At 46.0% G+C, this 14,116-nt stretch carries 16 protein-coding genes; all 16 read right to left on the bottom strand.

From position 1 onward, the window contains the following. Window position 1: 1 nt before the first annotated feature. Window positions 2-1,348: a flagellar biosynthesis GTPase FlhF gene (flhF, locus tag HP401_RS10850; protein ID WP_173605000.1), complete on the bottom strand. Its 1,347-nt coding sequence runs from the start codon at window positions 1,346-1,348 to the stop codon at window positions 2-4. Further along, window positions 1,345-3,387: a flagellar biosynthesis protein FlhA gene (gene flhA / locus HP401_RS10845; protein WP_173604999.1), complete on the bottom strand. Its 2,043-nt coding sequence runs from the start codon at window positions 3,385-3,387 to the stop codon at window positions 1,345-1,347. Before flhA ends, flhF begins: the two co-directional genes overlap by 4 nt. Window positions 3,388-3,405: 18 nt before the next feature. Then, on the bottom strand, window positions 3,406-4,503 hold the full coding sequence (flhB, locus tag HP401_RS10840; protein ID WP_015891742.1) for a flagellar biosynthesis protein FlhB: 1,098 nt from the start codon (window positions 4,501-4,503) through the stop codon (window positions 3,406-3,408). Continuing rightward, window positions 4,500-5,282 carry a flagellar biosynthetic protein FliR gene (fliR, locus tag HP401_RS10835; RefSeq protein ID WP_015891743.1) on the bottom strand — a complete coding sequence of 261 codons (783 nt, stop codon included), beginning with the start codon at window positions 5,280-5,282 and terminating at the stop codon, window positions 4,500-4,502. Before fliR ends, flhB begins: the two co-directional genes overlap by 4 nt. A 3-nt stretch (window positions 5,283-5,285) precedes the next feature. Continuing rightward, window positions 5,286-5,555 carry a flagellar biosynthesis protein FliQ gene (fliQ, locus tag HP401_RS10830; RefSeq protein ID WP_007719290.1) on the bottom strand — a complete coding sequence of 90 codons (270 nt, stop codon included), beginning with the start codon at window positions 5,553-5,555 and terminating at the stop codon, window positions 5,286-5,288. 30 nt (window positions 5,556-5,585) lie between these two features. Then, complete coding sequence (fliP, locus tag HP401_RS10825; protein ID WP_087346826.1) at window positions 5,586-6,347, bottom strand: flagellar type III secretion system pore protein FliP; 762 nt, start codon at window positions 6,345-6,347, stop codon at window positions 5,586-5,588. Further along, window positions 6,344-7,024, bottom strand: coding sequence for a flagellar biosynthetic protein FliO (locus HP401_RS10820; protein WP_016743327.1), 681 nt, complete (start codon window positions 7,022-7,024; stop codon window positions 6,344-6,346). Before HP401_RS10820 ends, fliP begins: the two co-directional genes overlap by 4 nt. Beyond that, complete coding sequence (locus HP401_RS10815; protein ID WP_007719294.1) at window positions 7,024-7,386, bottom strand: response regulator; 363 nt, start codon at window positions 7,384-7,386, stop codon at window positions 7,024-7,026. The genes HP401_RS10820 and HP401_RS10815 overlap by 1 nt, the downstream gene beginning before the upstream one ends. Window positions 7,387-7,422: 36 nt before the next feature. Continuing rightward, entirely contained in the window at window positions 7,423-8,790 is a 1,368-nt protein-coding gene (gene fliY / locus HP401_RS10810; protein ID WP_142496630.1) for a flagellar motor switch phosphatase FliY, read from the bottom strand. Continuing rightward, entirely contained in the window at window positions 8,783-9,778 is a 996-nt protein-coding gene (fliM, locus tag HP401_RS10805; protein WP_015891747.1) for a flagellar motor switch protein FliM, read from the bottom strand. Before fliM ends, fliY begins: the two co-directional genes overlap by 8 nt. 39 nt (window positions 9,779-9,817) lie before the next feature. Further along, window positions 9,818-10,273, bottom strand: coding sequence for a flagellar basal body-associated FliL family protein (locus HP401_RS10800; protein ID WP_015891748.1), 456 nt, complete (start codon window positions 10,271-10,273; stop codon window positions 9,818-9,820). A gap of 15 nt (window positions 10,274-10,288) precedes the next feature. Continuing rightward, window positions 10,289-10,510: a flagellar FlbD family protein gene (locus HP401_RS10795; RefSeq protein WP_015891749.1), complete on the bottom strand. Its 222-nt coding sequence runs from the start codon at window positions 10,508-10,510 to the stop codon at window positions 10,289-10,291. A 69-nt stretch (window positions 10,511-10,579) separates the two neighbouring features. After that, complete coding sequence (flgG, locus tag HP401_RS10790) at window positions 10,580-11,398, bottom strand: flagellar basal body rod protein FlgG (RefSeq protein ID WP_173604998.1); 819 nt, start codon at window positions 11,396-11,398, stop codon at window positions 10,580-10,582. A 101-nt stretch (window positions 11,399-11,499) separates the two neighbouring features. After that, the gene (locus tag HP401_RS10785; protein ID WP_015891751.1) at window positions 11,500-11,895 is read right to left on the bottom strand and encodes a TIGR02530 family flagellar biosynthesis protein; all 396 of its coding nucleotides are present in this window, start codon (window positions 11,893-11,895) and stop codon (window positions 11,500-11,502) included. 24 nt (window positions 11,896-11,919) lie between these two features. Then, on the bottom strand, window positions 11,920-13,137 hold the full coding sequence (locus tag HP401_RS10780) for a flagellar hook-length control protein FliK (RefSeq protein ID WP_173604997.1): 1,218 nt from the start codon (window positions 13,135-13,137) through the stop codon (window positions 11,920-11,922). A 61-nt stretch (window positions 13,138-13,198) separates the two neighbouring features. Next, window positions 13,199-14,107, bottom strand: coding sequence for a MotE family protein (locus tag HP401_RS10775; protein WP_173604996.1), 909 nt, complete (start codon window positions 14,105-14,107; stop codon window positions 13,199-13,201). Between the last annotated feature and the right edge of the window lie 9 nt (window positions 14,108-14,116).

Genomic DNA, 14,116 nt, shown 5'->3' with positions numbered 1-14,116 from the left:
TTTACTCTCCCATAATCATCGTTGAAACCAGCTCGGGTGTAGCTACAACGATATCATCTGGTACATTTTGACCTGTCGTTACATAGGAGAGCTGTAGATTCATCTCCTGACAAACATTCAACATCGTGCCAAAGCTGTTCGTTTCATCTGCCTTTGTAAAAATGACTTGCTTCACTTGAACTTCCGCAAAATTTTGGACGATCGCTTTCATATCATTGAATTTGGAGCTCAAGCTAAGTACTAGGTAGTTCACGCTGTCTTTTCCATGCTCCAGCAATTCACGAATGCCTTCGACGTACTCATCGTTGCGAAAATTTCGTCCAGCCGTATCTACAAAAATGAGGTCACAATCACTTAAGCGCTCCATCGCCGCCGCCATTTCTCTCGGAGAAAAGACAACCTCCAGCGGGACATTCAGGATGTTTGCATACGTCTTCAGCTGTTCTACAGCCGCCATTCGATACGTATCCGCCGTGATAAAGCCGATTTTCCGCTTTTCCTTCAACATGCTGTTCGCTGCAAGCTTGGCAATGGTCGTTGTTTTTCCTACCCCTGTCGGACCGAAAAAGAAAGCATACCGTACGTTCTTACCCAGCCTTGGCGATGATGCTGTATATGGCTCGATCATAGAAGTGATGATTGTCCGGCATACCGTAAACGCTTCTTCCTCCGTCCACTTTTCACCCGGTTGCGACTTTTCCATTATTTTGCGAATGATTTCCGCTGTCAGCTCTTCAGTCACTTCCTGCTTCAATAACTGTGCGCGAATAGACTGTACCGCTGGAGGAAGTTGTTCACTTAAGTCATGCACCAACAGCTTTTGAAACATTTGACGCATATCTCGCATTTCAGTAGCAATCGCGTCATGATTGCTTGCGGGTAAAGCACTTTCTTGGGAAGTCGTGACAGGAACATGCTGCTCAGTTGGCTCTCCTTGCTTTGGCATAGCTCTCGTATCTGTGATCTCTTCCTTTGGAAGCGTCGCAACCGCGGTTTGTGTCATCGCAGCAACGACCTGCTCCCTACCTGTAGTTTCAGCTTGTTGATTCTCTGATGTTTTGGTAACAGTCGGTCTTCGATACGCTTGAGCAGCCGTGTACGTACCTGTCTGCGATTTGGGCAAAACGTTGTTGGTTCGATGTTCAGCTGCTATTGTGGAATTTTCTCGCTCGGATGCCTTTTCATCGACAGCAGCGATTACTTCGATTCGTTGTTTGCCAAACATCCCGAACAATCCACCTGTTTTGATCGGCTTAGAATTCAGAATCACTGCATCCATTCCTAAGTCCGTCCTGATTTTTTCCATTGCTTCTGGCATCGAATCGACAATGTAACGTTTTACCCTCACGAAATGTTCACCATCCCTACGCTTTGCACTTCAACATGTGGTTCGAGCTCGCTGTACGACAAAACGGGAACGTCTGGCATCATGCGATCTACTAATTGACGCAAGTACATTCGAACTGCTGGTGATGATAGAATGATCGGCTGTTGACCCGAGTTGATCATTTTGCTCACTTCAGTCGACATGTTTTGGAAAATTCGCTGAGACGTTTCCGGATCCATCGCCAGATAGCTTCCTTGCTCAGACTGTTCCACACGTTCGGAGATTGCTTTTTCCAATCCTGCTCCAGCTGTAAGCACGCGAAGTGGTTGTCCTGGCTCCGTAAATTGGAGTGTGATCTGTCTCGCCATCGCTTGTCTCACATATTCTGTCAGTACATCCGGATCTTTTGTATACAAGGCATGATCCGCAAGTGCCTCGAGAATGACGTGGAGATTTCGAACAGAGACTTTTTCACGCAACAGCTTTTGCAATACTTTTTGTACGTCCCCTATGGCGAGCATACTTGGAATCAGCTCGTCTACGAGAACTGGTGCTGTCTCCCGAACATTGTCGATCAGGGCCCTTGTCTCTTGGCGACCTAACAATTCGTGGGCATGTCGCTTGATGACCTCTGTCAGATGTGTAGCCACAACAGATGGCGGATCGACAACTGTATAGCCAGACAGCTCAGCAATCTCCTTATTCTCTTCTGTTACCCATAATGCGGGCAATCCAAACGCAGGTTCTACGGTTTCTATCCCAACAATGGAATCGTCTTCAATCCCCGGGCTCATCGCTAGATAGTGATCCAGCATGATTTCCCCTTTAGCGACCTGGTTGCCTTTTATTTTGATCATGTATTCATTCGGTCGAAGCTGGATGTTGTCACGTATACGAATAACCGGTACAACGATCCCCATCTCGAGTGCGATTTGTCTTCGAATCATAATGACTCGATCTAGCAGATCTCCACCCTGCTTCACATCAGCAAGCGGGATTAAGCCATAACCGAATTCGAATTCGATCGGATCGACCTGCAGCAGGTTCACGACGCTTTCGGGACTGCGTACTTCTTCCATTTGCTGCTCTTCCACCTTGTCGGCGGATTCCTGTATTTGCATCTTTTGGTTCTTCTCCATTTTCCAAGCAGCAAATGCCATGATCCCGGAAACCGGAAGCACAGGCAGAATTCCAATCGGTGTAAAGAGTCCCAGTAATAGCATGCATCCGGATACGATATAGAGAAGACGCGGAAAGCTGAACATTTGCTTGACGATGTCTTCTCCCAAACCTTCACCAGAAGTGGAACGCGTTACAATAATACCCGCAGCAGTCGAGATTAAGAGCGCTGGAATCTGACTCACCAATGCGTCACCGACAGACATGGTAGTGAAACGAGAGGCAGACTCAGCGAAGCTCATATCGTGAATGAGCATCCCGATGATAAAACCACCAATAATATTTACGATAAAAATGATAATACCCGCGATGGCGTCCCCTTTTACGAATTTGCTGGCACCATCCATTGCTCCATAAAAGTCAGCTTCGTTTTCAATCTTTTTTCTTCGGACACGTGCTTCAGCTTCTGTGATCATCCCTGCATTCAGATCCGCATCGATACTCATCTGCTTACCAGGCATCGCATCGAGCGTAAAGCGTGCTGCTACCTCAGCGACGCGCTCAGAACCTTTGGTGATTACGATAAACTGAATGATGATCAAGATCAGAAACACGACGAAACCGACGACTTGATTACCACCGACTACAAAGCTACCGAACGTTTCAATAACTTTACCGCCTTCACCGTGCGAGAGAATATTTCTCGTCGTCGACACGTTTAGGGCTAGTCGAAAAAGTGTTGTAATAAGCAAAACCGTCGGAAAGATCGAGAATTCCAAAGTCTCTTTTGTATACATCGACACAAGCAAGATGGTCAATGCAAGGGAGATATTCAAAATCAACAGCAAATCAAGAAGCGCTGAAGGAAGTGGGATTACCATCATGACAACAATGCTTATGACAAAAAGGATCGTACCAACTTCTTTAAATTTGAATCCCACTGGTTATCCTCCTTCCATTTATTTCACTTTCCCTTGCAGCTTGTAGACGTACGCGAGAACTTCCGCGACCGCTTTAAACATCTCTTCGGGAATTTGTTGCCCAACTTCAACTTGACTATAGAGAGCCCGGGCCAAGGGCTTGTTTTCCATGGTAACGATACGATGCTTTTTCGCTACTTCCCTTATTTTTAATGCTAGATAGTCTTGCCCTTTGGCGATTACCGTTGGTGCACTCATCGCACTTGCGTCATAGCGAACGGCAACGGCAAAGTGGGTCGGGTTCGTAATAATGACATCTGCTTTGGGAAGCTCCTGCATCATACGGCGAATGGCCATACTTCTTTGCCGTTCACGAATCTTCCCTTTGATGAGCGGATCACCTTCCGCTTGCTTATGCTCGTCCTTGAGATCCTGTTTGGACATCCGCAGATTCTTTTCATGCTCATAACGTTGATAGGCATAGTCCAGAACCGCGAGAATGAAAAGCAATAACCCGAGATAGATTCCCAGCTTTGTCACCTCTTCGGCAGTAAACGATAGGACTGCTCCGAGAGACAATAAGGAAAGTTGTACAACTTGTTCCTTTGCATTCCACAAAATGACGTACGCGACGTATATGCCTGCGCTTATTTTTAATAAAGACTTCAGCAGCTCTACGAGTGAGCGTAAGGAAAAAATTCTTTTTGCCCCTTTAATCGGATCGATCTTTTCCAACTTCATTTGAAGGGGCTCTGTACTAAAATGCCAGCCTACTTGCATGTAGTTCACCGCAAACGCAACAAGAAAACTCAAGCCTAAGATAGGTCCTACAATTTTTATTGCTTCAAATACGAGTTGCATCACCATGACTTTTAAATTTTCTTCATTTAATTGCCACGTGGTGTATGTAATCAATGACTCCCGCATCAAATCTTGAAAGGTGCCTAGCATGGTAGAGCCAAGCATCATTAACAGAAAGAAAAATGCTGTCAAAGATAGGGCTGGGGAAAGATCCTGACTTTTTGCAACTTGCCCTTTTTTTCGTGCGTCTTGTTTTTTCTTGGGCGTAGCTTTTTCCGTCTTTTCCCCATTAAAAAATTGAAGATCTACTTGATAAGAAAGCCTCAATTGATTCATGGTGATCCTCCGAGCGATTTCATCATTTCTGCAAGTGCCCGGAACATATTCCCAAACAATCCGTTCAGGGTCAGCAAGAACGCAGGCATCACTACGATAAGTAGTAAAAAGCCGGCAAGCAGTTTAATGGGCAAACCCACCACAAAGATATTAAACTGCGGGACAGATTTGGCGATAATACCAAGAGAGAGATCAACCAGAAACAATGCAACGACGATCGGTGCCGCAATCATAAACGCACTCGTAAACATCGTTAGAAATGTCTTTACTGCTGTCATCATGACGTTTTCGCTTCCGAAAGCCGCCCACATGATGTCCACCGGTATAACCTGGTAACTGCTTATCACACCTCGTATTAGCATGTGATGCCCGTCAATACTGAAAAAGTACAAGACAGCGAGAATGTTTTTGAAGTTACCTGTCACTGGGATATACGCACCCGTTTTCGGGTCAATCACGTTTGCCATGGCAAGACCCATCTGCATGTCCATCAGTCCGCCGGCAACCTGAATGGCAATAAACATCATTTCACATATGTAACCAAGAATGACACCAACAAGCGCTTCTTTTATGACATACATAACAAATGTCAAATCCATTGGAATCTCGCCTTGTACGGGCAAGGATTGAAAGCTGATGACGGCAATGATAAACGCGAGCGCGATTTTAAACTGATTCGGTACTCCACGAATGGAAAAGAACGGAGCCGTTACAAAAAAAGCACTCATTCGGACAAAAACAAGCATGAATATGGGTAAATACATCAGAAAAAGATTCATATGCTACCCAACAAAACGATGAAGGTTACCGAAGATCCCCATCGTAAAATCAAGCAGTACCCGAAGCATCCATGGACCAGCAGCCAAGATCACAACAAATACGGCCACGATCTTCGGAATGAAAGCGAGTGTCTGCTCCTGAATTTGTGTCGTTGCCTGAAAGACACTGACCATCAAACCGACCAGCAAGGCGACCCCAAGTGCGGGTGCCGAAATCAGCAGGATGGTATAAACAGAGCTTTGGGCAATCTGCATAAGTAATTCTTGTGTCATGCTCTACCTCCTGAGGCATTCGGAATGTCGCTAAAAACTGGTCAAAAGTGATTTCACAATGAGATACCAGCCGTCCACCATGATGAACAATAAAATCTTAAACGGCAATGAAATCATCACCGGCGGTAACATCATCATCCCCATCCCCATCAAAATACTGGAGATGATCATATCAATTACGAGAAAAGGAATGAATATCATAAAGCCGATCTGAAAAGCCGTCTTCAATTCGCTGATGGCATAAGCAGGTACCAGCGCATTCAAAGGAATATCTTGGATCGATTTTGGTCGTTCGGCTTTTGTGTATTCCAGAAAAAGTGCTAAATCTTTTTCACGCGTCTGTTTTGCCATAAATTGCTTAAAGGGTATGACCGCCGCGTCAAATGCCTGCTGTTGCGTTAGCTTTCCTTGCATAAATGGCTGCACAGCTGTTTCGTTTACTTGTCCGAGTGTTGGGGCCATTATGAAAAATGTCATAAATAACGCAAGAGCAATCAATACCTGATTCGGTGGCATTTGCTGTGTTGCCAACGCATTTCTTACAAAAGACAAGACAATGATAATTCGCGCAAAACTAGTCATTAAAAGCAAAATCGCTGGAGCTACAGATAATACTGTCAAAATCAGTAACAGCTGAATGGCCGTCGATGTCTCCTGCGGTGTTCCTGTTCCGCCGCCTATCTTCAAATCAATGCTTGGAACAAGCGGTGTCCCCACTGGCGCCGCCATGGCCATTTCAGGTACGGATAGCAACACTGCGACAAGCATCAGCACCTGCAAAAAATATTTCATTTTTGGTCCCCTCTGTCCTGAGCTTGCTCGTTCTTCCAATGTTCTGTTTGGTTTGGACGATTTTTCAAGTCGTTCCATTGACCTTGCAACAGATCTTGAAAGCTTTTCCCGTCCATTTCAGAAGAAAACAAGATTTCTTCTTCTGCCTGCTTTTTCTTACCGAACGGAAGCCATTCTAGCGAGAATGGACTTTTCATCGGTTTGATCTCAGCGTCAGCCAAAATCAAATCTACCTCTTCACCCGGTTCGATTCTACGAAGCAATTGAACGTTTTCTCCTACTCCCACGATGTACAATGACTCACCGATCATAACAACCTGCAGTGTTTTGCCATTACCTAGCGCAGTTGCGCTAATCACTTTAATCGGTCCATGACTTTGAGCCCCTTGACGTCGACCAAGAAAACGGAGCAATAAAAAGATCAATACTGCAATAAAGCCAAGCGAAAAGATGACTTGAACCAGATACCCGATCATACTTCCTGTTCCGCTGCCCGGAATGGCCGCCGGCTGTTCACTGCCGGCGGGCGCATTGCTAGTTGGCACTTTTCCCTGATTGTACGCATCCGCTACTGAACCTTCCGCAAAAGCGGTACTCGGCAGGGAGGAGACGAAAAGCAACAGGATCAGACTGAAGGCTAAAATGAGTCTTGCCCCTGCATTCCGGATCATCATCATTAGCTCATTGTCTTTTTGATCGCTTCCAAAACGCGATCCGCTTGGAATGGTTTTACGATGAAGTCTTTTGCGCCCGCCTGGATCGCATCGATTACCATCGCTTGTTGTCCCATCGCAGAGCACATGATAACGCGCGCGTTAGGATCCAACTTTTTAATTTCTTTCAGTGCAGAAATTCCATCCATCTCTGGCATGGTAATATCCATGGTTACGAGATCAGGTCCCAATTCTTTGTATTTTTCAACTGCTTGTGCACCGTCACTTGCTTCCCCTACGACGCTGTACCCGTTTTTCGAAAGAATTTCCTTGATCATCATACGCATGAACGCTGCATCGTCGACGATTAATACTTTGTTAGACATAAAAAGCTCCTCCCTAATGCTTCCCACTTGATTGGTTTATTGTAATTTTTGAACACGATCTATCTGACTGATGATGTCTGTAACACGAACCCCAAAGTTCTCATCAATGACGACAACCTCGCCCTTGGCAATTAATTTGTTGTTCACCAATATGTCTACATGCTCACCTGCCAGCTTGTCCAACTGTATAATCGATCCAGCGGACAAGTCAAGGATTTCTCTAATAAGCTTTTTCGTACGTCCTAACTCAACTGTTACCTGTAATGGAATATCGTGAAGCAAGTTCAAATTCTGTATGTCTCCTGTATACATAGGAGCACCTCCAAGTGGAGCAAATTGTGCTGGTACTACATTCGCCTGATTAGCGGCAGGACCTCCGAAATGCTGTGGTGTTGGCGGAGCCATTGGAGGCTGCTGATACATTCCTGGGTACGGAGCGTAGCCAGGTGGCATCATTTGTTGTCCATACGCGTCAGGATACATCGGCGGCTGTCCTGGGTAGCCCATTGGCGGTGCGTAACCCGGCGGTTGCTGATACATTGGCTGTTGCTGTGCCTGTGACGGCTGCGCTACAGGCGGTACGTGGCTCTGTGGCTGCTCTTGCATACTTGGCTGGACAGAAGGAGCCGACAGACCCATTGCTGGCAGAGAAGGCATCTCTATCTCATCTATGAGGGCCGCTGCTGCTTCTTCATCCCCTGCACCTCCAACCAGTCGATCAATCATCTTTTTCGCAAAGGAAAGAGGGAGAAGCTGCATAATATTTGAATCAATAAGTTCGCCATGTTCTCCTACCTTTAAGCGGAAAGATACCTTCACGAGAGGACTGTCATCATCAGAGAAGCTGTCTCCACCCTTGCCTTGCGCCAGATCCATTACATCGATGCCTGGTGGCGTAATATTAATGAACTGGTTGAAAATCGTCGACATGGACGTAGCAGCGGAGCCCATCATCTGATTCATTGCTTCCTGAACCGCGCTGATATGAAGCTCAGACATTTCAGTGCTCGCTGGTCTACCATCTCCGCCCATCATCAGATCCGCAATAACAGCAGCATCTTCCATGCGAATGACGAGCAGGTTTATTCCTTTGAATCCATCTGTATATTCCACGTGGACAGCCACGTGAGGAATCGGAAATTCGCTTTCCAATTCATCAACATTGACTACGGAAACAGTAGGGGTTGTAATATCTACCTTTTGACTTAACAAAGTAGATAACGCAGTAGCTGCGCTCCCAAAGGAGATATTACCAATTTCTCCGAGTGCATCCTGTTCAAACGGGGACAGAAATTCGGCAACATCCTGGGTTACTGCCGATACAGCTTCCTCTTCGTCCTCAACCAAGTTGTTCGCACGTAACAGCGCGTCAATCTCGTCTTGAGAAAGCATATCTCTACTCATTTTGTTCCTCCCCCTCCTCTATGACTTCATCAATCTGTACGGCGACTCTTCCTTTATGCGTTCCTGGCTGACCCAAGAACTTTAAGTGGTTGCCAACTTTAATTTTCAACTTGTTGTCGATCGATTGATCTAATTGAATGACGTCGCCTTTTTGTAGCTGCAAGAAATCTCCTACTGTAATCGTAGCTGTTCCCATCTCAGCAACAATCGGTAATTTTGCAACTTTTACTCGCTCTTCTACACGCAGGCGCTCTTCTTCATCCCGCGTTTTCTTCTGTTTGGAGAACCAGTATTGTCCAGACAGCTTTGTCATGATTGGCTCCAGTACCACGTGAGGCAAACAGAGATTGATCATTCCTGTTGTATCGCCGATTTTGGTACTAAAAGAGATTACCACGACAATCTCATTAGGTGAGACGATCTGCATGAACTGTGGATTCATTTCCAAGCCTTCCTGATACGGGTCCAGTTCAATGATTTGCTTCCATGCCTCGTGGAAAGTATCCAGCGCTTTGCCGAATACGCGTTCCATCACCGTTGTTTCAATTTCCGTAAGGGCGCCCATTTTTTCCGGAATCGCCCCCTGTCCTCCCAGAAGTCGATCCAACATGGTATAGGCGATGTTTGGATTTACTTCCAAAACCATTCGTCCTTCCAGCGGAGGAGCTTCAAAGATGTTCAAGATGGTCATCTTGGGAATAGAACGTATAAATTCGTCATACGGCAATTGATCGACGGAGGCAACCGTAATTTGCACGAAGGTACGGAGCTGAGCTGAAAAATACGTAGTCAACAGCCTCGCGTAGTTTTCATGGATTCGCGTTAAACCACGGATCTGATCTTTCGAGAATCGCAGGGCGCGTTTGAAATCATATACTTTGACTTTACGCTCAGTTTCTTCCTTTTTCAGCTCGTTGGCATCCATTTCGCCCGAAGATAGGGCGGCCAACAGCGCATCAATCTCACTCTGTGAGAGAACCTCGGCCATATGTCGTCACCTCCTTGCTATGTATACCATAATCGCTTCCTATGACAAGACGCGTTTGGTTGTCACTACTTGAACAATCTTACCCTCTTGCATCAGGGAGCTGATTTCATTCATAATTTTTGCTTCCAGCTTGTTCACACCTTCAGTTCCTTTTATGTCTTCTGGTGTCAACCCCGCCAATGTTTTAATAATCACCTGATTGACTTGCGGCAAACGCTGTTCCAACTCTGTTTTGGCAGCAGAACTGTCAGCCGTAATGCTAAAGCGTACAATCATGTAATTATTCGTTAGCAAGTTCGTAGTAATTTCGCCAGTGTCAACGGAGAACTCTTTTATTTCCCCTGCCGTGAGCGGCTTCACTTCTTGCTCTTCCGTCGAAGCTGTTTGCGCAGCTGGAGAGAGATAGGTTTGCCAGAGAACAAACGAGATCACTCCCAGTAGCGATATCGCGATGATAATAATTAGAGCCATGTTAAACAATCGATTTTGAAACATCGCTAATGCCTCCCGCTATTCATTTGAATCACCCGGCATTTTCGGTACAGAAGTTGCCGGAGGAACATTATGATAAAAAGCCTGAACACGTTCAGCGATGGATTCCACCGAATCCTTCACGATGTACTTTCTGTCGTTGAACAGCGTAATTACGCTATCCGGAGTTCCTTCAACAGTTTCAATGTGAGTGATGTTCAGATAAAAAGTAGAACCGTTAAACCGCGTTAACTTAATCATTGGCTGCTCCTTTCCGGATCAAGCTGGGGAAGGCTTAGAACACTTCCCCGGCTTTTCCGTTAAACGAAATTATCGTTTCAGGTTCACCAGTTCTTCCAATACTGTGTCAGATGTCGTGATGATCCGTGAGTTTGCTTGGAAACCGCGTTGTGCCACGATCATTTCTGTAAATTCTTCAGAAAGGTCAACGTTGGACATTTCCAGTTGGCCCGCGATGATGCTTACTTTTGCATCAGCTGGCGACACTGGTGTCATCGGGTCACCATCATTCGCACCAGCGTTTACTGTATTTTCGTAAAGATTGTTCCCGATTTTCTTCAAACCACCTGGGTTATTGAAAGTCATTACCCCAATGGTATTCGTAGAGTCTAGGGCACCAGTTTCATCCACTGTTGTGATGACCCCATCTTTTCCGATGGAGTAAGAAACAACCCCATCATTTTGGCTGATCTGAATCGCACCTGGATCGGTGTTCATGAGCTTCATCCCTTGGGAGTTCACCAGGTATCCCTCTGCATCACGTGTAAAGTTGCCTGCACGCGTATAATAGATCGTTGCCCCTTCATCCGGGCTTACCATAAAGAATCCATCGCCCTCGATAGAAAGGTCTGTTGGCAGGTTGGTTGTCATCGGACTACCTGCAGAGAAGACGGTATCAATGGATGCGATTGAAGCTCCTAGTCCAATCTGAGTTGGGTTAGTTCCACCCTTCCCACCTGCTGTAGGTGCCCCAGCCCCTTGAACGTTTTGGCTCAAAATATCTTGGAACATCACGCGTCCCTTTTTGAAACCAACCGTGTTTACGTTTGCGATATTATTACCAATAACATCCAACTTAGTTTGAAATCCACGCAAGCCTGAAATACCTGAATACATAGATCGAAGCATACTAACTTCCTCCTTTACCTTCTCATTTACAGCGGCTACCTCTGTCAGTCGGTAGCCGAATGGGCTTCCTCAAGAGGAGGTCCAGCCCAGTAAACAGCCACCTACACGAAAATGGCACTGTCAATGTTAGTAAATACGTTGTCCTTCATGCTACCATCGTCTACGGCGGTAATAATTTTCCGATTTACGATGCTCACGACGTAGGCCACATTATCCATCATAACGAGAGACTCTCTGGCGCCTTTGGCGGCTGCTTTTTGCACAGCGGATTCCAAACGCTCCATCTGTTGTCGCTCTAGCGTAATGCCCCGCTCCTGCAAGCGATTGACGGCATGCTGGCTAAAACTGAGTGGTTCCGTCTTGGTTGCAGCGCCAATCGATTCCGTCAAATACTGCTGAAATAACGCGTTGTTTCCCGGAGCGGTTTGGGTAGTAGCTTTTGCGGCGTGATTCGTTTTCGGAGGAAAATAGGGTTGCCCCACACGAAAATGGTTCATGGCGCTTCCTCCTTATAGCCAATCCTAGACGATGTCGTCAATGCCGCGAGCCGTGTCCCGCAATCGATTCCATAGCACTTCTGTTGATTCATTGCTGTCTACCAGGGCATCGAGAGCAAATTCTTGCTCGTCTTTATCTTGCTGTTGTCGATTCTCTTGTTGCTGTCGTGCTTGTTCACGCTGCTGTTGGAAGTTAAAAGCGGTATCCTGCTGCTGGTTTACCTCCAAGCGATCAACCTGTAAGCCTTGTTGTGTCAGAGCAGCTCGAAGCTGTGGAAGCTGATTATCCAGCATATCCTTTCCAGCCTGTGTTTCAGCATGGAACTGTGCTGTAATCACGCCATTTTGGGAAGTAATCGTTACGTCTACTTGGCCCAAAGATTGTGGATTCAGAATCAGCTTTGCCTCATGTACGCCATTATGTTGGGTCAACTGCATCTTGGACACGAAAAGCTGTGTGACTTGCTGTGTCAGTTGATTGGCGTTTACATGGTGTGTTGGAACAGACTGTTGTTGAAAGGTCTGTACAGATTGTGTCTGTGTATTAGATGAAGCGATAATTGGTGTCTGACCATTTCCATTCAACATGCCGTCTTCTGGATTGCCCTCTTGATTCAAAAGGCCGCTTTGAAGGGTTGACTGTACGGTCTGGGACTGAATCCCTGCTTCTAGCTTGTAAGCCGAGAGACCTTGATTCAACCGCAGTGGAGAAATTGTCTTAAACGAATCCTGCTGGGTTATGTTCACGTTTGTCATCACATCGGATCGCAAGTTCAGTCCACTTCGTTTTGACTCCTCAGCATTTCCTTTTTGATTCTTCAGGGATTCGAGAAGCGCTGCCAGCTTGTCCAGTTCGTTTGGAGTTGCTTCCCCTTTTTTCAGGTTAGCTAGAATCTGCTTTAAATCCTCACTCACTTGACCAGCATTTCCTTGCGCTTTGCCCAAGAGTTGTTCCATTGCAGTTGCAAATTTTTCTTGAGCGTCAGACGGTAATTCGTCTTGCGTCGTTTGACCAGCGCCAAGCAGTTGGGCAAATAATGCCATGAGATCAGCTAATGCTAGCATATCCTCTTCATTTAAATCCTCTGGAGCCACCGTTGTCTCTTCTGGGTTCTGATCCAACACCTGCATCAATTGCATAGAAAACATTTGACCTAAACCAGTTCCTTCTGCATTCGCTACAGGTGTCGCTGTAACAGATCCTGCTGATCCTACGGCAGGAGTCAAATTGGCTACATTCATCTCGTTCACCTCCTCTTTTTGATTTGTTGCTTATAGGAACGAAAACAGATGATTACTCCATCTATTTTCGAAGCAACTCTGTCGTTATGCGAGCCGCCAGATTATCTGGTTCTTTCTGTTTCTTGTCATCATTGGCTATCGCTGAGAGAGTTTGTGCCCGTTTATCCGCAGGCAAATCTTTCATTAAGGCAATGGCTTGACCACTGTTGGTAACCATGAGTGAACGAATGATAGCAGCAGCATCCGCAGGAGGCAATTGAGTGAATGTTTTCATTAGATCCTCTTTCGATTCAGACCCATCACGCGTATCACTTAACGCCTTTGTCAGAACATCAACACGTTGTTGCAGAGCTGCAATGTCATCATCTTTGTTCACTACTGAATCTTTTAACAAGATGGAAATATCGGCAGCTTTCTTCGGTTCCATCTTGGCCAAAATGTCTGCCTGTTGTGCAGGCTTCATTTTTGTCATGACGGCAACTGACTCTTGCAATTTTAGATTTCCGATGATGGCCGCTGCATTCTTTGCAGACATGGTTGTATACACTTTCGCCAAATCCGCAAACTGCCTCTGACGCTCTTCCTCAGTCGCACGCTTGTCCTCCATTGCCTTGTTCACATCATCGATTTGTTTTTCCAGTGCCGCAATGGTGGCATCTTTCTTTGCTGACTCTTCTTTTAAAGCGGTAATCTGCTGCTGGTTTTTTGCTTGATCTTGCTGTAGGGTTGCCACTTGTTTGTCCATGTCAGGTTTTTCTTCTGAGCCGGGAGTTGCTGCATAGTCGTCCGGGACTAATTTTTCCACGTACGGTATGGAGTTAGCCCAGTGGAGAACAGTCCCTAACACGTTTACTCCGAGCAAGCTCAGGAGCACACCGCCAAGGAGGCTGGCAAACAGTGCAGGAATGACAATCATATAAAAGAACCATTCCCACCTGCCGTATTCCCGTTCTTCTTGGATTTCTTCCATTTGGAACCT

Source organism: Brevibacillus sp. HB2.2 (genome assembly GCF_013284275.1).
GTDB lineage: Bacteria > Bacillota > Bacilli > Brevibacillales > Brevibacillaceae > Brevibacillus > Brevibacillus brevis_D.
The sequence above is the reverse complement of the archived record's forward strand: the minus strand, read 5'-3'. Positions and strand labels throughout refer to the sequence as shown.